Annotated in this window: 18 protein-coding genes; 7 read left to right on the top strand and 11 right to left on the bottom strand. The window is 70.8% G+C overall.

What is annotated here, in order from left to right:
• Positions 1-80 precede the first annotated feature (80 nt).
• From FHS07_RS03505 to FHS07_RS03495, 3 genes are all read right to left on the bottom strand, one after another.
• Positions 81-914 (bottom strand): glucose PTS transporter subunit IIA, encoded by an 834-nt coding sequence (locus FHS07_RS03505; RefSeq protein WP_425488140.1) that lies wholly within the window; start codon positions 912-914, stop codon positions 81-83.
• Positions 818-1,966, bottom strand: coding sequence for a PTS transporter subunit EIIC (locus tag FHS07_RS03500; protein ID WP_246383260.1), 1,149 nt, complete (start codon positions 1,964-1,966; stop codon positions 818-820). The genes FHS07_RS03505 and FHS07_RS03500 overlap by 97 nt, the downstream gene beginning before the upstream one ends.
• A gap of 216 nt (positions 1,967-2,182) precedes the next feature.
• Positions 2,183-3,790 carry a glycoside hydrolase family 68 protein gene (locus tag FHS07_RS03495; RefSeq protein ID WP_343054591.1) on the bottom strand — a complete coding sequence of 536 codons (1,608 nt, stop codon included), beginning with the start codon at positions 3,788-3,790 and terminating at the stop codon, positions 2,183-2,185.
• A gap of 269 nt (positions 3,791-4,059) precedes the next feature.
• Here FHS07_RS03495 and FHS07_RS03490 point away from each other — a divergent pair, with 269 nt between their 5' ends.
• From FHS07_RS03490 to FHS07_RS03480, 3 genes are read left to right on the top strand one after another with little or no spacing between them, the layout of a single operon-like run.
• Positions 4,060-5,184 carry a choice-of-anchor L domain-containing protein gene (locus tag FHS07_RS03490; RefSeq protein WP_183418503.1) on the top strand — a complete coding sequence of 375 codons (1,125 nt, stop codon included), beginning with the start codon at positions 4,060-4,062 and terminating at the stop codon, positions 5,182-5,184.
• Positions 5,181-6,269, top strand: a complete 1,089-nt coding sequence (locus FHS07_RS03485) for a hypothetical protein (protein WP_183418502.1) — start codon at positions 5,181-5,183, stop codon at positions 6,267-6,269. The genes FHS07_RS03490 and FHS07_RS03485 overlap by 4 nt, the downstream gene beginning before the upstream one ends.
• The gene (locus tag FHS07_RS03480) at positions 6,266-7,891 is read left to right on the top strand and encodes a glycoside hydrolase family 32 protein (RefSeq protein ID WP_183418501.1); all 1,626 of its coding nucleotides are present in this window, start codon (positions 6,266-6,268) and stop codon (positions 7,889-7,891) included. Before FHS07_RS03485 ends, FHS07_RS03480 begins: the two co-directional genes overlap by 4 nt.
• A 67-nt stretch (positions 7,892-7,958) precedes the next feature.
• Here FHS07_RS03480 and FHS07_RS03475 read toward each other — a convergent pair whose 3' ends face one another.
• Positions 7,959-8,933 carry a LacI family DNA-binding transcriptional regulator gene (locus FHS07_RS03475; RefSeq protein WP_183418500.1) on the bottom strand — a complete coding sequence of 325 codons (975 nt, stop codon included), beginning with the start codon at positions 8,931-8,933 and terminating at the stop codon, positions 7,959-7,961.
• A gap of 230 nt (positions 8,934-9,163) precedes the next feature.
• Positions 9,164-9,322 carry a hypothetical protein gene (locus FHS07_RS03470; protein ID WP_183418499.1) on the bottom strand — a complete coding sequence of 53 codons (159 nt, stop codon included), beginning with the start codon at positions 9,320-9,322 and terminating at the stop codon, positions 9,164-9,166.
• A gap of 101 nt (positions 9,323-9,423) precedes the next feature.
• Between FHS07_RS03470 and FHS07_RS03465 the strand changes: the two genes are divergently transcribed.
• A complete protein-coding gene (locus tag FHS07_RS03465) occupies positions 9,424-9,612 on the top strand; it encodes a hypothetical protein (RefSeq protein ID WP_055960171.1) in 189 nt (62 codons plus the stop codon).
• A 236-nt stretch (positions 9,613-9,848) separates the two neighbouring features.
• Here the strand turns inward: FHS07_RS03465 and FHS07_RS03460 are convergent, their stop codons facing one another.
• Positions 9,849-10,094, bottom strand: a complete 246-nt coding sequence (locus FHS07_RS03460; RefSeq protein ID WP_183418498.1) for a hypothetical protein — start codon at positions 10,092-10,094, stop codon at positions 9,849-9,851.
• A 144-nt stretch (positions 10,095-10,238) separates the two neighbouring features.
• Here FHS07_RS03460 and FHS07_RS03455 point away from each other — a divergent pair, with 144 nt between their 5' ends.
• The gene (locus tag FHS07_RS03455; protein ID WP_343054590.1) at positions 10,239-10,919 is read left to right on the top strand and encodes an esterase/lipase family protein; all 681 of its coding nucleotides are present in this window, start codon (positions 10,239-10,241) and stop codon (positions 10,917-10,919) included.
• 54 nt (positions 10,920-10,973) lie between these two features.
• Here the strand turns inward: FHS07_RS03455 and FHS07_RS03450 are convergent, their stop codons facing one another.
• Positions 10,974-11,765 (bottom strand): transglutaminase-like domain-containing protein, encoded by a 792-nt coding sequence (locus FHS07_RS03450; protein WP_183418496.1) that lies wholly within the window; start codon positions 11,763-11,765, stop codon positions 10,974-10,976.
• Entirely contained in the window at positions 11,762-12,346 is a 585-nt protein-coding gene (locus FHS07_RS03445; RefSeq protein ID WP_183418495.1) for a MarR family winged helix-turn-helix transcriptional regulator, read from the bottom strand. Before FHS07_RS03445 ends, FHS07_RS03450 begins: the two co-directional genes overlap by 4 nt.
• An 81-nt stretch (positions 12,347-12,427) precedes the next feature.
• Between FHS07_RS03445 and FHS07_RS03440 the strand changes: the two genes are divergently transcribed.
• A complete protein-coding gene (locus FHS07_RS03440) occupies positions 12,428-12,799 on the top strand; it encodes a DUF7882 family protein (protein WP_183418494.1) in 372 nt (123 codons plus the stop codon).
• 167 nt (positions 12,800-12,966) lie between these two features.
• Here FHS07_RS03440 and FHS07_RS03435 read toward each other — a convergent pair whose 3' ends face one another.
• The gene (locus FHS07_RS03435) at positions 12,967-13,185 is read right to left on the bottom strand and encodes a hypothetical protein (protein WP_183418493.1); all 219 of its coding nucleotides are present in this window, start codon (positions 13,183-13,185) and stop codon (positions 12,967-12,969) included.
• Between the two features lie 271 nt (positions 13,186-13,456).
• On the opposite strand from FHS07_RS03435, the gene FHS07_RS03430 reads away from it, so the two are divergent.
• Positions 13,457-13,912, top strand: a complete 456-nt coding sequence (locus tag FHS07_RS03430; protein ID WP_183418492.1) for a hypothetical protein — start codon at positions 13,457-13,459, stop codon at positions 13,910-13,912.
• 36 nt (positions 13,913-13,948) lie between these two features.
• On the opposite strand, the gene FHS07_RS03425 is transcribed toward FHS07_RS03430, so the two are convergent.
• Together FHS07_RS03425 and FHS07_RS03420 are read right to left on the bottom strand one after the other, a co-directional pair.
• Positions 13,949-14,887: an aldo/keto reductase gene (locus FHS07_RS03425; RefSeq protein WP_183418491.1), complete on the bottom strand. Its 939-nt coding sequence runs from the start codon at positions 14,885-14,887 to the stop codon at positions 13,949-13,951.
• 34 nt (positions 14,888-14,921) lie between these two features.
• Positions 14,922-16,289 (bottom strand): coiled-coil domain-containing protein, encoded by a 1,368-nt coding sequence (locus FHS07_RS03420; RefSeq protein ID WP_183418490.1) that lies wholly within the window; start codon positions 16,287-16,289, stop codon positions 14,922-14,924.
• Positions 16,290-16,710 lie beyond the last annotated feature (421 nt).

The following is a 16,710-nucleotide window of genomic DNA, read 5'->3' as shown; positions in this document are numbered from 1 at the left end:
TCACAGCACCGATGAAACCCGTGTGGTTAATCGGTTACGCAGACGCTAGCAAGCTCTCTGAGCGATGGTCAAGCGGTTAATCAGATTTCGTTCGCGGATGTCTTCCGGCGCAGCACGGGCGTCCCCGCGGTCACGTCGACGGACCCGTCGACGGCGCTGAACGCGCGTTCGTCGGCGTTCGTGACGATCGTGAGCACCACCGGATCCAACCCCGCAGCCGTGACGGCGGCGAGGTCGACGTGCACGAGCGCGTCACCGGGCGACACCCGGTCGCCGACGCGCACGAGCGGGCGGAACCCTCGACCGCCCAGTCGCACCGTGTCGATGCCCACGTGCACGAGCAGCTCCGTGCCGTCGTCGGTGGTGACGCCATACGCGTGGGAGGCCGCGGCGATCGCGCTCACCGTTCCCTCCGCGGGGGAGGAGACGAGACCGGAGGCGGGGGCGACCGCCGAGGTCGGGCCCAGTGCGCTCCCGGCGAAGGCCGGGTCGCCGAGGGTCGACACCTCGACCCGGGTGCCCGACACGGGGGAGCGCACGACGGAATCGTCGCGCGGCTCGGCGCCCCCGTCCCCATCGAGAGGGCGCCCGCGTCGTCGCCGCCATCGCGCCCACGACAGCGTGCCGATGAACGACAGCGCGATCGAGACGCCGAGGCACAGCAGGAACGGCCCCACCTGACCGGGAGCGATCGAGAGGAAGCCGAAGACACCCGCCGCCCCCAGGGTCACCGCCTCCACGCGGAAGGCCGCGAGCAGGGTCGCGGAGACCGCCGTCGCCCCCACCGCGATGGCGAAGGGGACCCGGAGGCGCAGGGTCACGCCGAACATCGCCGGTTCGGCGATGCCGAGTGCGGCCGGAGCGGTCGCGGTGGCGGCCAGCGCCCGCAATCGGGAGCCCCGGCGCGCCGACACCCACACGGCGAGCGTGGCCGCGGCCTGGGCGACGTTGGCGGCGGCGGCACGGGGAAGATGAACGAGCCGCCGGTCGACAGCAGCCCCAGCTCGATGGCGATGAGCCCCTGGTGCAGTCCGGTCACGACCAGCGGGGAGTACACCGCGCCCACGACGGTGCCGCCGAGCAGTCCGGCGCTGCTGTACAGCCATTCCAGGCCGACCGCGGCGGCGTCCGCGGTGAAGCGCAACGCCGGCCCCAGGACCAGGAAGGCGAGCAGGCCCGTCGTCAGGAGGGTCAACAGGGGGACGAGCAGCAGGCGCGCCGAGCCGCGCAGTCGGCGGCCGAAGAACCGTTCGAGGCGCGCCAGCACGAAGCAGATCGCGATGATCGGCAGGACCGTGCCCTGGTAGTCGATGGCGAGCACGTCGACTCCCGCGATCACCCACCCCGTGTCCGGGGTGAGGTGGATGGCGGGCAGGGCGGAGTCGGCCGCGAGACCGGGGGCGGCCACGAGGGCTGCCCCCATCGCCGCCCCGAGATACGGGCTGCCGCCGAAACGCCCCGCGGCGGAGAAGCCCAGGAGGACGGGCAGCAGCGCGAAGACGGCCGCGCCCAGCAGACCCACCAGGGCCACCGGTCCGCGCAGCCACGGCACGGCATCCACCACCGCGAGGTCGCCGAAGGCCCCGGGGCCGGCGAGGACGTTGTGGAGCGCGGTGAGCAGTCCGCCCGCGACGAATGCAGGCAGCAACGGTGTGAAGACGTCGACGAGCACGCTGATCGCCCGCGTCGGAAGGGGGCGAACGGAGGCCGCCGCCGGCGGTGCGAGCCGACGAGCCACCGCATCCGCGAGGTCGTCGACGTGCCCCGGGCCGACCACGATCTGCACCTGTTCGCCGACCACCTGCGCGGCCAGCACGCCGGGAACGGCGTCGAGTGCTGCGGTGTCCACCCTCGAGAGCTCCCGGGGGTTGACCCGCAGGCGCGTGGCGCAGTGCGTCGCGGCGACCACGTTCTCGGTGCCGCCGAGCGCACGGAGGATCGCGTCCGCCATCGACATGGCATCCATCGGCACCCGGACCCCTCGCCACTCCTCCCCAGGGGTGGTGGAAGCCAGCGTACGCGTCCGGGCCCCTCGCGCTGACGCGCTCGCATCCGCCCCGGTCCGGAAACGCCGAAACGGGGCCCCGCCGTAGCGGGGCCCCGCTCCCGGGGTGGGGTGCCCCGTTTGCGAGGTGGGGTGCCTCATCTCCCGGGGTGGGGCGCCCCGTTCAGGGGCGGGGGGTCAGCCGATCGGCCGCGGGTCGGACGTGCCGGCGATCTCGTGCGCGTAGCCCGAGGGGATGTCGGCCCACTCGCCGAGCCCATTGGTGCCGTACGAGCGATCGACCGTGACGGCATCGCCCTCGATGTCGAGGCGCACCGTCGGGGCGAGGGTGCCGCCGCGGACGAAGTCGTCGCTCGTACCGATCGTGTCGATGAACGACTGCACGAGGCCGTCGGGCATGACGTAGTGGGAGTATGCCTGGAACTGCCCCGGGTGCTGATCGGGGTTCGGGGCGAAGGGGGTGCCCGCGGGGAAGTTCAGGTTGGCGGGACTTCCGAGCGCGAGTCCCGAGCCGCGGTTCACGGGCTGGAAGTCGCTGCGGATGCCATCTCCCACGAAGCCGTAGACGCCCTCGGGGCCGTCGATGCCGGCCGCGTACGTGCCGCGGTGGGTGATGGTGAAGAGGTAGTACTTGCCGTCCTTGATGTAGATCTGCGGACGCTCGGTCTGATCGTTCACGCAGTTGGCCGACAGGATCGGCGGCAGGAAGCGCCACTCGGTGAGGGCGGCGTTCTCGGCGACAGCGAGGCCGACGTTCGCCATCTGGAAGTGCGCACCCTTGTCCATGGCCTCATCGGCGGTCTCGGCGTGCGGGTCGCCGGGGGCGTAGCCCATGTCTTCCTCGGTGCACGCGCGCTCGCCGCGGGCGAAGGCCGAGTTGCCCTCGAACACCATGTAGGTCTTGCCGGGGTGCGCGGGGTCTTCGAAGGTGAACGGGTCGCGGAAGTTGAAGAACTCGTTCTGCGCGCCGGTCTGGTAGTACTCGCCATCGGCCTGCAGCATGTCGTGCTGGTCGCGGAAACCGGTCATCCAGACGCCGTTCTCATCGGCGAACAGACGCCCCTCGCTCTGGACCAGGCGCGGGTCGTACGGCTTGCGGTTGGATCCGTCGTCGTTGCGGTAGAAGGCCACCGCGGTGTAGAAGATGCGCAGCTTATTGCCGTCGAAGATGCGCGTCGAGCCCGACCACTCCGTCTGGTGGCTGAAGGACTGGTCCTCGAAGATCGCGCCGGACGCGCCGTCGGGGAAGACCAATCCGCCGTAGGTCCAGCCGCCGTCCTCGGGACGCTCGGCGACGTCGGCTTTGCGGAAGAAGTAGCCGAGCTTGGCGTAGGTGTGTCGGTCGTCGAAGCCGAGCTTGCGGTCGGCGACGAGCGAGAAGACGACCTCCCAGCCTTTGAAGCTGGGCTGGGCGGAGGTGCCGTCGGTGAGGGTCCAGCTGTCCCAGACCCACACCTCCTCGTTGCTCATGTCGGGGAAGTCCTGCGGCACCGTCGGCATCGTGTACTCCTCGGGCATGGAGTTCTCTCGCGATGCGGCTGCGGGATCGCTCATGGCCTGGAGCTGGCGCGCATCGGCGCGGGTCCACTTGGCGGTGAAGTCGGCCTCGGGGTCGTAGGCCTTCTGGGTGTGTTCGGTCGGCGCGGGGAAGCCCGATACGGCTTCCGGTGCGGGCTGCGCATGGGCGGGGGCGCCCGCCGCCAGAGCGGCGGTGGTGGCGATCACAGCGGCGATCGCCGCGAGCCGGTGGCGCGTGCGCCCCGCTCGGTTGTGCGTGGTGGTCACGTCGTTCTGCTTTCTCGTTCGCAAGACGTGGATCCTTCTCCTCGTCGCTCAGCGTAGGAGCATGCCTCGTTTCTGTCAAACGATTAACATAATTTGTGTTCGCCCAGAATCTCTGGCACTCTCGACCTCGAGTCGCCGCATGGCGTACTTCGTGGCATCCCTCCTCTCGCGGTCATCTGAGCCCGCACCAGCCACCCTCTTCGCGACGACGTGAATCCGGTCGGAAAGACCCGCACTCGTCGCGCCCATCCGTAATCCACAGGAGTGTCATGACCCAGCTCGTCCCCACCGCCCGCAGGTCTCCTGCGCGGCGCATCCCCTTCGCGGTGGCGGCCGCCGCCGCGTCGTCGGCCGCGATCGTCCTGCTGGCCGCGGCTCCCGCGCAGGCCGCCGCCACGGTCGTAACCCTCGAGGGCCAGGATGCCGCAGCCGCGGCGAATTACCTGGTCGGAGAGCATGTCTCGCTCCCGTCCGCCGCGCTCTCGCTCGGTCGCGCCGTGCAAGCCGGAACCGTCGACTCTCTCGACCTCGGCCTCCCCTCCGGTGCGTTCACCGGTGTGGCACTGAGCACCGGTTCGCTGCGCGCGGCCAACCCCGCCGCCGCGGGCGACGTCGACTTCACGTCGTCGTCGCTGGTCGGCCCCAACACCAAGCTCACGACCACGGGCGACCTGGGTGGGCCGGGCTCGGCGCTGCTGGAATCGTCGTTCGCCGCCACCACGTACGACGCGGCGGAACTGCGCCTCACCGTCGTGCCTGAGGGCGACAAGCTGGCAATCGTTTATCACATCGGTAGCGAGGAGTACGCGGGCTGGGCGGAGCGCGACTACACGGACGCATTCGGCGTGTACGTCGGCGGGCGCCTGTGCTCGACCCTCGGCGACGTGCCGGTGGGCGTCACCAGCATCAACGCCGACACGCGCCCGCAGTCGTACGTCTCCAACCTGACGGCCGACGGCGCGCCGGGCGAGGCCGACACCGAGATGAACGGCTACTCCGTCGCGCTGACGTGCACCGCCGCCGTCACCCCCGGCCAGCCGGTCGAGGTGGTCGCCGCGGTCGCCGATACGGTCGACGGACAGCTCGACTCGACGCTGCTGCTCGCCGCGAACGGCATCACCTCGGTGCCCGGGCCCGTGCAGCCCTCGCCCTCGCCCACCGAGGCGCAGCCCGCGGCGAGCCCCTCCGCGACGTCCGTCCCCGTCCCCGCGTCGGTGAACGGACCCGCCGCGGGCGGCACCACCCGACCCGGCTCGCCGCTGGCCGTGACCGGTGTGGACTCGGCGTCGCTGGTCACCGGCGTGGGCCTGGCGGTAGCCGCGGTCGGCGCAGGGGCCGCGGCCCTCGTCATCTCGCGTCGTCGCCGGACCGCCCGTGAGGTGAGCGAGCAGTGATCCGCGTCGGCTCCCGTCTCCTCGCCCGCTCGCTCGCCGTCTCCGGCGGCGTCATCCTCGGCTCGACACTGATCGCCGCCCCCGCCAACGCTCTCACGGTCGCGCCGCTTCCGGCCGATGTGACGGTGACGCGCGACGGCGCCGAGACGGTCTCGGACGTGCGGTGGGAACTGCCCTCCGATGCGGCGCCCGGTGACGTGGTCACGCTGTCGCTGCCCGAGCACGCGGGGGCTGTGGCGGGAGCCGACTGGATCGCCTCGACCGGAGTGTCCATCGGCGTCGTGCGCCTCGACGGCGCCGGACTCGCTGCGATCGAGTTGAACGAGGCCGCCGCAGACCCCGCCCACCGGCGCGGCGAGGTGGTGGTGCGCTCCGAGCTCGATCAATCGCCCCCGACGATCGAGACCTCGACGTCCACTGCCGATGCGACCCTCCGCCCCGGTGAGGAGCCCGGCCCGTTCTACGGCGCCCCCGACCGTTCGCGGGGCAACAAGTACGGCGCCTGGACCGATGAGACCGAGACGCGCGCCCGCTGGGTGCTCGAATCGCCGTCGGGGCCCTGGGACGCGCTCGACGTCGTCGACCGCCCGGGACCCGGCCAGCGCGTCGACTGCGCGGCGGGGATCCGCGTCCGCGCGGCGGGCGAGACGGATCCGGTGACGGGGTACCTGGTGAACCCCGTCGAGGTCGCCGCCGAACGCGTGACCATCGCCTGCGGGGACTCCGAGGTGAGCGTGCGAGTCGAGCCCGTGGGCGCCGAGATCGTCGAGATCACCCTGGAGACGATCCTCGACGTCGCCTCGACCGAGGTGTCGAACGCCGCGGACTTCAGCGCGGAGCGCTCGCTCCCCGGACAGGCGACCCGCACGCTCTGGTTCGAGCCCCGGCTGACGGTCGCGCCGTCACCCTCGCCGACCCCCACGGTTCCCCCGGTCGTCGAGACGCCGAAGCCCCATCCGGCCCTTCCGGACCGCCTGGCGGAGACCGGAACGGATGCCGCGCTGCCCCTCGGCATCGGCGCGGTACTGCTGCTGGCCGGTGCCGCGACGGCGGTCCACCGACGACGGGGACGGAGGCGCGCATGAGGGGTATCGACACCCGCGCGCGCGGTCGCCGCGTCGGCATCCTGATCGCGTCGATCGTCGCGGTCGTGGTCGCGGTGGTCCTCGTGATCGTGCTGTTGCCGCGCACCGAGGAGCCGACGCCGCAGCCGACGCCCACGCCCACGCAGACGCCGGATGCCTTCGCCACCCCCGAGGGGTGGGAGAGGTTCCGCCCGACGTTCCACCTGACCCCGGAGCAGCACTGGATCAACGATCCCCAGCGCCCCGTCTTCGTCGACGGCGAGTGGCGCCTTTACTACCTCTACAACGCCGATTACCCCGAGGGGAACGGCACCGAGTGGCACCTGGCCACCTCCACCGACATGGTCACGTGGAAGAACCGCGGTGTCGCGATCGAGAAGTACCGCAACGGTCTGGGCGACATCCTCACCGGCAGCGCCGTCGTCGACGAGCGCAACACGGCCGGGTTCGGGGCGGGAGCGATCATCGCCCTGACCACCCAGCAGGACGACGGCGTGCAGCGCCAGTCCTTGTTCTCCTCGACCGACGGCGGCGTCACCTTCCAGAACTACGAGGGGAACCCGGTCATGGATAATCCCGGCACGACCGACTGGCGCGATCCGAAGATCGTGTGGGACGACGCGCGAGAACAGTGGGTGATGGTGCTCGCCGAGGGGGAGCGCCTGGGGTTCTACACCTCGCCCAACCTCCGCGAGTGGACCTACGTCTCCGACTTCGTGCGCACCGAGTACGGTCTGCTCGAATGCCCCGACCTGTTCGAGATGGTCGACCCCGACTCGGGGCGGCGCACGTGGGTGCTGGGCGTGAGCGCGGATGCCTCCCGAGAGGGCGGGTCGACGGGCTTCGCTTACTGGACGGGAGCGTGGGACGGGGAAGGCTTCACCGCCGACGCCGACGAGCCGCAGTGGCTCGACGGGGGCGCCGACTTCTACGCCGCCGTGACGTGGGACGACCCGCGCGACGGTGATGAGGGCCGGCTGGAGCGCCGCTTCGCACTCGGCTGGATCAACAATTGGGCGTACGCCCGGGATCTCCCCGGGGGGAGCTGGCAGGGCGGATCGCTCTCGACCACCCGCGAGATCGTCCTGCGCGAGATCGACGGGCGCCTCAGCCTGCTGTCGCAGCCCGTCGCCGCCCTCGATGCGCGCCAGGGGGAGCCCGCGACAGCACCGGCCTTCACGGTCGCCCCCGGCGAGATCGTCGACCTGCCCGCGCAACCGCGCACCGGCGCCTATCGCCTGCGGGCCCAGGTCGACGCGACGGACGGTGGCGAACTCCGCCTGCGATTCGGCTCCGCCGATGCCGAAGTGACCGTCGGGTACGACTCCGAGGCGGGGGTGATCTTCCTCGATCGACGACAGGATGCGGTGGCGGATGCCATGCCCGAGACCTACCGCGAGATCCGCACCGCCCCGGTGGATGCCGACGGCTCGCTGGTCCTCGACATCCTCGTCGACGCCTCGTCGGTGGAGGTGTTCGCCGGCGACGGCCGCGCCTCGCTGACCTCGGCGGCGTACGCCGATGCCCGCTCCGGCGTCACCGCGGAGGCGTCGGGCGGGGCGATCGGCATCCGGGACCTTTCGGTGACCCCGCTCGCCGTCAACGATCCGAACGCCCCGTAGGCCCGCGGCCGCACCGCAACCCCCACCCGGTGCGGCCGCGACTCCGTCCCGAAAGGGCGGAGGGGACTCAGGACGTCCAGCCATGACGCAGCGCCACCGGAAGCGGTTCCTGCGCAGCAGTGCTCGCGGTGGCATCCGTCATCCGCTCGAGGAGCAGGTCGACCGCCCTCGTCGCCATCCGCTCGATGGGCTGGCGGACGGTGGTGAGGCCGGGTACGGCCAGATGCAGCGCCGCCGCTCCGTCGTATCCGACGATCCGCAGGTCGTCGGGGACGCGGCGCCCGGTCTTGCGCGCCCACTCCAGCGCCATGAGGGCGGTGAGGTCGTCGCTGGCGAAGACGCCGTCGCAGGCGTTTACCGTCAGCCAGGTCTCGATCGCGGCCCGGCGCTCGTCGAGTGAGGTGTCGTAGCCGTAGGCCATGACGCGCGGTTCGAGGCCGTGGGCGCGCATGCGTTCGCGATACGCCGCCGCGCGCTGGTTGCCGGGGTGATCGGTGGCCGTGAGATGCACGGCGGAGCGCGATCCGCGGGCGATGAGGTGCTCGGTGGCGAGCACTCCGCCGGTGCGATTGTCGCTGTGGACGGTGGGGATGCCCTCGCCCAGGCGGCGGTCGATCGCCACGATGGGCAGGTCGGCCCGCCCGTAGCCTGCGACGTCGCGGTTGTGCGTGGAGCTGATGATCCCGTCGACCCGGTTGCCCTGCAGCAGATCGAGGTACTTCTCCTCGCGCTCGGGGGTGTCGTGGCAGTCGCACAGCAGCATCTTGTAGCCGCGCGTGGCGAGCGCCCCCTCGACGTGGGATGCCAGCTCGCCGAAGAAGGGATCGGCGACCGTGGGCACGATCAGGCCCACGAGGGTCGAGCGCTGACCGATGAGCGACCGGGCGATCTCGTTCGGACGGTAGCCGAGCTCGGACACCGCGTCGTCGACGCGACGTTTGATGTCGTCGCTGAGATAGCCCCGGTTGTTCAGCACACGGGAGACGGTGGTCACCGAGACGCCGGCGCGCGCGGCGACGTCTTGCAGCTTGGGTCGGCTCATCGAATGCTCATCGGGTCGAGGGATGGATGACGCTTCGACGCTATCCCACTACGCGTTGCCGGCCGTCAGCGCGGGGGGAGTGCGCTCTCCCACGCCGGCCCCATGCGCGTGCGGAGGCGCATCGGCCCGGTGGCGATCGTGCCGGCTCGACCGCCTCAGCCTCATCCTCGACGTCGAGCGGTCGGCGCTCGAGCGGCGGCATCCGGCGCACCACGGATCGGCGATGGTGCTCAGTCGGTGGAGCGCCGTCCAGCGCGCCACCACCGCACGACCACGACCGTCACGATGCCCACGGAGAGCCCGGCGACGGGGCCGAGGATCGACGTGGGGGCGCCGAGGACGATCGCGACGCCGCACGCGACGATGGCATTCGTCCGTGCGCCGACCATGACGCGGTCGTCGAGACGGCGCCGCCCGCCGCGCAACCCCTCCCGCGGTCATGAGCCGCTGCGCGAGGATTCCGATCACACCTGTTCCGAGGAGGACGATGATGACTGATCGCGAAGAAACCCAGGACGCCCCCGTGATGGACGGCGCCACCGACGCCGGCGTGGAGGAGAAGAAGGACGGCGCGCGTGAGCAGCGCGCCGCCGACGCCGCGGTGGCCGATGAGGGTCTGCCCACCGAAGACCTGAAGGACGACCTCCGCAGTATCCGCGGCTACGGCGAGGATCGCTGAGCAAGCGAGCACGCCCGCAGGGCGGACGACGACCCTCGCCCGGAGCCACGTGGGGGAAGGCTCGACGGGCGAGGGTCACCGAGGACGCCAGAGGGGCGTCATCCGCGCCGACGATGGCGGCGCGGGGTATACGCAGAGTACGCCGCTCCACCGCCGTGCCGGCCGGGTCCCAGCCAATCCGAAGGCGGCGCGGGCACTGCTCCCGGACGCTCGGCGCGGCGCCCGGGAGCGGGGGCTCATCCGCCGTCGGTCGGAACCTCGCCGGCGGCGATCGCGTCGGCATAGGTGCGGATGTCGGGGCCCGGCTCGTAGTCGATGAAGCGGTCCTTGATGCGCGCATTGATCTGGGCGAAAGCCTCATCCGACGAGATGTCGTCGCTCTCGCGGGCGATCGCGACGACCGCCTCGCGCAGGACGTTGTCGGCGTCGTCGAGGATCTTCTGGCGGGCGGGTTCGTTCCAGCGGATGTCTGAGATGTCCATGGGCGAAACGATAGGACGGGCCCACGGGCGTCTTTCCGGGGTTGCGTCGGGGGGCTGCGTGTGCGGAGCCGACCGCGCAACCCTTCTGCTCCGCGGCATCGCCGTGGTGAGGATGGATGCATGTCGAGGGATGCCGGAAGAAGCGTGGCAACGAGGCTCTGCGCCGTCCTACGCGACCTGCGGTGGTGGGCGAGGGACTACGCGTACGCGCTCCGCGCGCAGTCGCGCGCCCTCGTCGGTCGGGAGGGCGCCGATCGTCTGTCGGAGGGGGAGGGCACCCCGATCGTGCTGCTCCCGGGCATCTACGAGACCTGGCGCTTCCTCGAACCCCTTGCCCGCGCCCTGCACGAACGCGGTCATCCGGTGTACGTCGTCGACGAGCTCGGAGACAACCGTCGTCCGATCGCCGAGCAGGCCTCTCGCGTCGCGGTGCTGCTCATCGCCCGCGGCCTGGACGACGTCGTTCTCGTCGCGCACAGCAAGGGCGGCCTCATCGGCAAGCACGTCATGGCGTTTCATCCGGCCGGATCCCGGGTACGGGCGATGGTCGCCGTCGCCACGCCTTTCGGCGGATCGCGCTACAGCCGGCTGATGCCAACCCCCTCGTTGCGGGCGTTCGCGTCGGGCGACGCCACGATGCGTGCGCTCGCCGCGGCAGCCGACGCCAACGCGCGGATCGTGTCGATCTACGGGGCCTTCGATCCGCACATCCCCGAGGGCAGCGAACTCGCGGGAGCGCGCAATGTGCGCTTGGCCGAGGGAGGGCACTTCCGCGTGCTCGCGGACCCCCGGGTCATCGCCGAGGTCGTGCGGGTAGCCGGGTAGGCACATCGCCGTCGACCGCCCGTCGAGCCCGTCAGGCAGGGCGGGTCGCACCCGTCAGCGCAACAACACGGACCGAGCGTGGTCGTCGGCGACGATATCGCCCGCCGCGACGGCCGTGACCTCGACGGACTCCAGCGTGAGTGCTCCTGACAGGGTCGTCAGAAACGCCGTGTCTGCCGCATCCCTGCCGGTGGCGATGCGCACGAGGTGGTGGCGGGGCGCGAGCCGGGTGGCGTCCACGACCTCCCATCGGCCGTCGACGAAGGCCTCGACCACCGCATGGAAGTCCATCGGGTCGAGTCCCGGCGCGAACGCGGAGACCAGACGAGCCGGCACTCCACTCGCGCGGAGGAGGGCGACGGTCAGATGGGCGTAGTCGCGGCAGACGCCCTCCCCTGCTCGGAGGGTGTCTGCGGCGGTATCGGTCGGTCCGCTCGATCCGGGGACGTAGGAAAGGTGCTCCCATACCCAGGCCGGCACTCGCTCCACCGTGTCGCGCGGGCTGAGATCCGAGAAGATGGATGCTGCATCGCCGAGCTCGTCCGAAGGGACGTACCGACTCGGCCGGAGGTAGCGCACGGTGTCGACATCGTCGGACTCGGCCGGCGCGGTGGGCGGCGAAACCTCGGCGCGGTACGCGACGACCGCTGTGCCCACGGGCAGTGTCGCGCGATGCAGACGAGTGCCGTGGGCGTCGTACTGCTCCCTGAACGGCACCGCGAGGCCCTCCACGGTGATCTGCAGATGCTCTTCGACGACCCAGCCGGCGGCGGGGGCGATCGACAGGACCACCTCCGCCTCGTCGTCGACGCGAAGAACCACCTCGGCTGCGACCGACGCGTTCATGCGGCCGCGTCCGGCATCGTGTCGGCGTCGGGGAGGATGGCGGGAGGGGCCATCGATCGCACGGCACAGCATCCGTCGCCTGCGACGTCGCATCCGTCGGCGACCGCGCAGCGCATGCGGTGCAGGAAGGACGTCACGGCAGCGGTCTCGTTGTCGCTCATGCCGCGGGTGGCCTGCATCATGCGTGCGTGCATGGAAGAAAGAGTGTCATGCATCTCGACGTCGGCGTGCCCGGTCGTGGAGACCAGCACCTTCCGCCTGTCGGTCGGGTGAGGTCCTCGCTGAAGGTGACCGGAGCGTTCCAGCCTGTCCAGGAGCGCCGTGACCGATGCGGTCGACACGCCGAGGTGTCGAGCGAGGTCGATCGGGGTCACCTCGCGCGCAGAGGCCGACGCGCGGGTCAGCAACCGCAGAACCAGCAGTTCGTTCTCGGTCATCGACATCGATGCCTGCGTTCGACGGCGCATGGCCATCTCGGCGGTGCGGTACGAGCGCATGGCCTCCATGATCCGCGTTCCGCGGTCGTCGTCCGTGCTCTCGCTGTACCAGTACGACGGAGGTGATGGGGTGTGGTTCGTCATCATCTCTCCTAATATCTCGTTTGCCTATTCGCTAGTCTAACTAGTAAGTTGATAGACAAGCAACGAGCAGAGGGGTACATCATGGCGAAGCTCTACTACGGCACGACCACCGCGCCGATCAGCGTCGACGACCGCGTGCTGGCACACATCAAGGTGGTCGTGGCGACCAAGCTCCGCCGTGGCGAGAGCTTCACCCTGTCGTGGGTCCACGGACCCGACGAGCCCGTGGGGCGCTCCACCATCTGGCTGCAGCCGTCGATCCCGCTGCGCTTCGTCTTCGAGTCGGAGCAGCCGGAGTCGCTCGACCAGAACCTGCTGAAGCGTATGGCGAACGACGCGAACTCCTCTCGCGGCCTCAGCCTCGACGTCGCGATCGACGAGCTGGCTGCGGCACCTGCTCCCACCGCTCCGGCTCGCGCCAAGAGCTCCCGCACGCTCGCCCGCGTTGCGTGATCGGCGGGACGCACACCGAGGCGGTGCGCGCCGCGTGCCCGGCTCGCCCGCCGGTCCGGTATGGGACGCCCCCACCGAACCGATCGTGATCGTCGGCCCCGACGCCCCCACCCGCTGATACGGATCGGCGTCGTCCCCCACCCGCGGGTTCGTCGCCGAGACGTCTGTCAGTCGGAGGTGATCTCCGAACCAGGGTGCGGACGCGGTCCCTCCTCGCTGCGCACGCGCACGACGCCGACGATGAAGACGACTGCGGCGATCGCGAGGAGTGCGACCTTCGGTGCATTCGGCGAGTCCGCCGGCAGCACGAGGGTGGGTACTGCGCAGATCATCGCGGCCATCGCGCTCAGGATGGCGCCCAGGGGCAACCGCGTGAGCATCCTCATCCGATTCTCCCTCCCGTGGGCTGCGGCCAGCTTAGGGGAGTGGGCAAGGCGACCCTCATACCGTGTGGGTGCGCGGCCGTCCATGGTCGGGCGCGGACGCCCGGGCGTCACTAGCGTTGCCCGGACCGACGAAGGGATTCCCGTGCGAATCAGAACATCTCCGCTGGCCGTTGCCGTCCTGCTCGCCGCACTGATCAGTGTTCCGTCGCCCGCCTCCGCGGCCGCCACCCCCGCTGTCGTGGCGGCGCCTTCGTCCCCTTCCGTCGGTGAGGTGACGACCCTCACCGCGTCGGGCCTCGGTGGTCTCGAATCGGCCACGTTCGGAATCGGCGACACGAGTGCCGGGGCGTTCTCGGGAGACGGCGCCGAGACCGGTGCGACCACCGCCGTCGTACCCGTCTCGCAGGGGTCCGCCGTCGTGGAGTTCACCCCCACGCGTTCCGGAGACATCGTCATCGCGGTCGGCACGGGGGAATCGGACCTCGCAGAGGTGACGATCTCGGTCTCGGCGCCGACGGCGGAACCGGCACCGTCGACTACCAGCCCTCCTCCCGCTCCGGCTGCGGCGACGCCGGCGACGGATGATTCCGCCCAAGCCGAACCGGACTCCGAAGCCGAGGCCGGCCGCTTCGCCTTCGTCCTGATCCCGCTGATCGCGGCTGCGATCGTCGTCGTCGGGGGGATCATCGTGATCAGTCGCGGTCGCCGGAGGCGCCGCGGCGACTGACGGCGGACTCCCGGCGGTTGAGGGTCACGCGCCCGTTCAGGGGACGACGTATCCCGCGGCCCGAACGAGCCCGTACCACTCCGCCCGCGTCAGCCGGAGGTCGGACCCCGCGGCCGCATCGGTGACGCGACCCGGGTTCGTCGTGCCGAGGACGACCTGCATGTCCGCCGGATGCCGGGTGATCCAGGCGACCGCGATGGCAAGGGGCGGGACGCCGTACTTCTCCGACAGCTGGTCGATGTCGGCGTTCAACTCGGCGTAATCGGGGTGACCGAGGAAGACACCCCCGCCTCCACGCGTTCCCTGCAGCGGCGACCAGGCCTGAAGCGTGATGCCCTCGATACGGCAGTACTCGACCAGCCCACCGCCGTCTCGCACCGACGACTGGGGGGCGCTCTCCATGTTCGCGGCGAGTCCCTGCACCACGACGGGCGCGTGAGCGATCGACAATTGCACCTGATTGGCCACGATGGGCTGACGCACGGCGGTACGAAGCAGGTCGATCTGGCGAGGCGTGTGATTGGACACACCGAACGCGCGCACCATGCCCGAGCTCTCGAGGTGATCGAAGGCGCGCGCCACCTCGTCCGGCTCGACGAGTGCGTCGGGGCGGTGCAGAAGCAGGACATCGACGTAGTCGGTACGCAGGGCGCGCAGCGACGCCTCCACGGATGACACGAGGTGTTCGTAGGAGAAGTCGAAGTACGGCCCTTCCCGCACGATGCCCGCCTTCGTCTGCAGACGGATCTCACCGCGTTCGGCGGTACTCAATCGCAGGGCCTCGGCGAACCGCTCCTCGGCGGAGTGCAGGGAGCGCGCGTAGATGTCGGCGTGATCGAAAAAGTCGATCCCGGCGTCACGCGCGGCGCCGTAGAGCGCGCGCACGTCGCCGTCGGTCTTGTCGTCGATGCGCATCATGCCGGCGACGACGTTGGGGACGGCCAGGCCGGTGGTGCCGAGGGGAACGTTTCGCATCATGCCACGCTAATGCGCGGCATGGCGGGCCGGCTCACTCTTCCCGCTCGGTGCTCGGCATGTCGGTCTCCGTCGCCGGGGGAGCGGTCGTCCCGGGATCCGGTACCTGATCCCGCTCCAGGTCGACAGGGGTGCGCGAGCCCCGGGGGACGGCGCGCAGCAACTCGTTCATCTCGGCCAGGAAGCTGCCGAGCTGCTGCTGCTGCCACCGCAGGTCGCGCGTACGGTCCTCCGCGTCGCGCAGCACATCGACGCTGTGCGAAGTGATCTTGTCGGCGATTCTCTGCGCTTTCTCGCCGGCGTCTTCGAGGATCTCGCGGGCTCGCAGCTGAGCGTCGGCTTCGACGTGCTGGGCTTGAGCACGGGCGAGTCGTTCGAAGTCGTCGGCGCGAGCACTGATTCGCCGCGCGTGTTCGAGGGCGGCGGACACCTGCTCGTTCGCGTCTTCGGTTATCCGCTCGGCGTGCGCCACGGCCTGATTGTGCAGAACGAGGAACTCCTGTTGAGCTTCGTCCTGGCGGCGGGTGAGCGACTCTTCGAACTCGAGCACGCGCGCGGTCATCTCGCGCACGTCGTGCTCCGCTGCGGATCGCAGTTCGCTCGTCTCGCGCGACACCATCGACCGGAGTGCAGCGGCGCCCCTCTCCGACTCGGTGCGCACGGCGACGGCCTCGCGCTCGGCCTGAGCGACGCGTTCGGCCGCGTGCGCGCTCTCGCGGTCGAGGCGCGCGGCGTGGGCGGTCGCCTCCGTCTCGATCCGCAGGCGCACCTGATCCACGTCGTGTTGGGCCTCGGCGCGCAGGCGCGTCTGTTCGGCCATGGCCTCTTCGCGGAGGGATGCCGCTTCGTCGCGCGCGCTCGCGAGCAGTCGTTCGGCCTGGCCGACGGCGTTCTGGACCAGCACGGATGCCTGCTCCTCGGCCACGCGCAGGATCGCATCGAACTGCTGGCGTTCCTGCGGCGGGTCGGAGTGCTCGTCGCGACCGGAGGTGAACTCCGCCGACAGCGCCGCCGCCCGCATCTCGGCTTCTGCCGCGCGCGCCGAGGCTTCGCGCGCCTGTTCGTGGAGGGCGGCGGTCTCTTGTGCGCGAAGTCGTGCGGCTTCTTCGAGTTCCCGATCGTGCTCGGCCCGCTGCTGGGCGAAGACCGCCTCGGCATGCAGCTTCGTTTCGCGTGCCTCGGCGGTGGCCCGTCGCACGCGCTCCCCGAGCTCGCGGAACGCATCATCGACGCTCTCGCGGTCGTATCCGCGGAAGCCGACGGGAAAAGCCGGTGCCGACCGGTCGTGCGACCCGATCGGATCCAGGAGTGCGTCCAGCGGTGAGGCGTCCGCCTCGGCGGCGACCGGAGCGGACGCGCGGTCCCGCCGCATGCCGTCTGGCTCGTCGACGCTCTCGTTCACGGGTGTCCTCCTGGGTTCGTGCGTCGGTCACGGACGTGTCCGCGTCACGCGAACCGGGCGCGTCCGCGCACCGGATGGTCCGTGAGGAATGCGCGGTCCCGGGCTCGGGTGCCGGAGCCGCGGGACCGCGCATCGGGGAGAGCGATCGCTTTCGCAGAGGGGAGTCTTGGGGGAGAACCACTCGACGACCGCTCGGTGTCGAGGCTGGCACACCCTCGGGTGGCCGACGTGGGACGAGGCCCTTTTCTCACCCGTGGATTCGCCCCTCGGGGGTGCCCGGGTCGACGGCGGGACGGGTCTGCCAGGGGGAGAAGGTGCGGGCAGAGCGAGGGCGTCCAGCGGTGCGGCCCCCCGGCTCGCAGGCGACGCGCTCGCTCTGCCCGCACCTCCAGCTTGGTGCGGGGCGCCCGCGCGCGCGGAC

It is taken from the genome of Microbacterium proteolyticum, from assembly GCF_014192415.1.
Taxonomy (GTDB): Bacteria; Actinomycetota; Actinomycetes; order Actinomycetales; family Microbacteriaceae; genus Microbacterium; species Microbacterium proteolyticum.
This window is presented reverse-complemented; position numbering and strand designations above follow the sequence as displayed.

Bases quoted from the DNA above. Each gene is read 5' to 3' on its own strand.
- FHS07_RS03500 (WP_246383260.1), bottom strand. From the start codon at position 1,966: ATGGATGCCATGTCGATGGCGGACGCGATCCTCCGTGCGCTCGGCGGC.
- FHS07_RS03490 (WP_183418503.1), top strand. From the start codon at position 4,060: ATGACCCAGCTCGTCCCCACCGCCCGCAGGTCTCCTGCGCGGCGCATC.
- FHS07_RS03480 (WP_183418501.1), top strand. From the start codon at position 6,266: ATGAGGGGTATCGACACCCGCGCGCGCGGTCGCCGCGTCGGCATCCTG.
- FHS07_RS03475 (WP_183418500.1), bottom strand. From the start codon at position 8,933: ATGAGCCGACCCAAGCTGCAAGACGTCGCCGCGCGCGCCGGCGTCTCG.
- FHS07_RS03470 (WP_183418499.1), bottom strand. From the start codon at position 9,322: ATGGTCGGCGCACGGACGAATGCCATCGTCGCGTGCGGCGTCGCGATC.
- FHS07_RS03465 (WP_055960171.1), top strand. From the start codon at position 9,424: ATGACTGATCGCGAAGAAACCCAGGACGCCCCCGTGATGGACGGCGCC.
- FHS07_RS03460 (WP_183418498.1), bottom strand. From the start codon at position 10,094: ATGGACATCTCAGACATCCGCTGGAACGAACCCGCCCGCCAGAAGATC.
- FHS07_RS03450 (WP_183418496.1), bottom strand. From the start codon at position 11,765: ATGAACGCGTCGGTCGCAGCCGAGGTGGTTCTTCGCGTCGACGACGAG.
- FHS07_RS03445 (WP_183418495.1), bottom strand. From the start codon at position 12,346: ATGACGAACCACACCCCATCACCTCCGTCGTACTGGTACAGCGAGAGC.
- FHS07_RS03440 (WP_183418494.1), top strand. From the start codon at position 12,428: ATGGCGAAGCTCTACTACGGCACGACCACCGCGCCGATCAGCGTCGAC.
- FHS07_RS03435 (WP_183418493.1), bottom strand. From the start codon at position 13,185: ATGAGGATGCTCACGCGGTTGCCCCTGGGCGCCATCCTGAGCGCGATG.
- FHS07_RS03425 (WP_183418491.1), bottom strand. From the start codon at position 14,887: ATGCGAAACGTTCCCCTCGGCACCACCGGCCTGGCCGTCCCCAACGTC.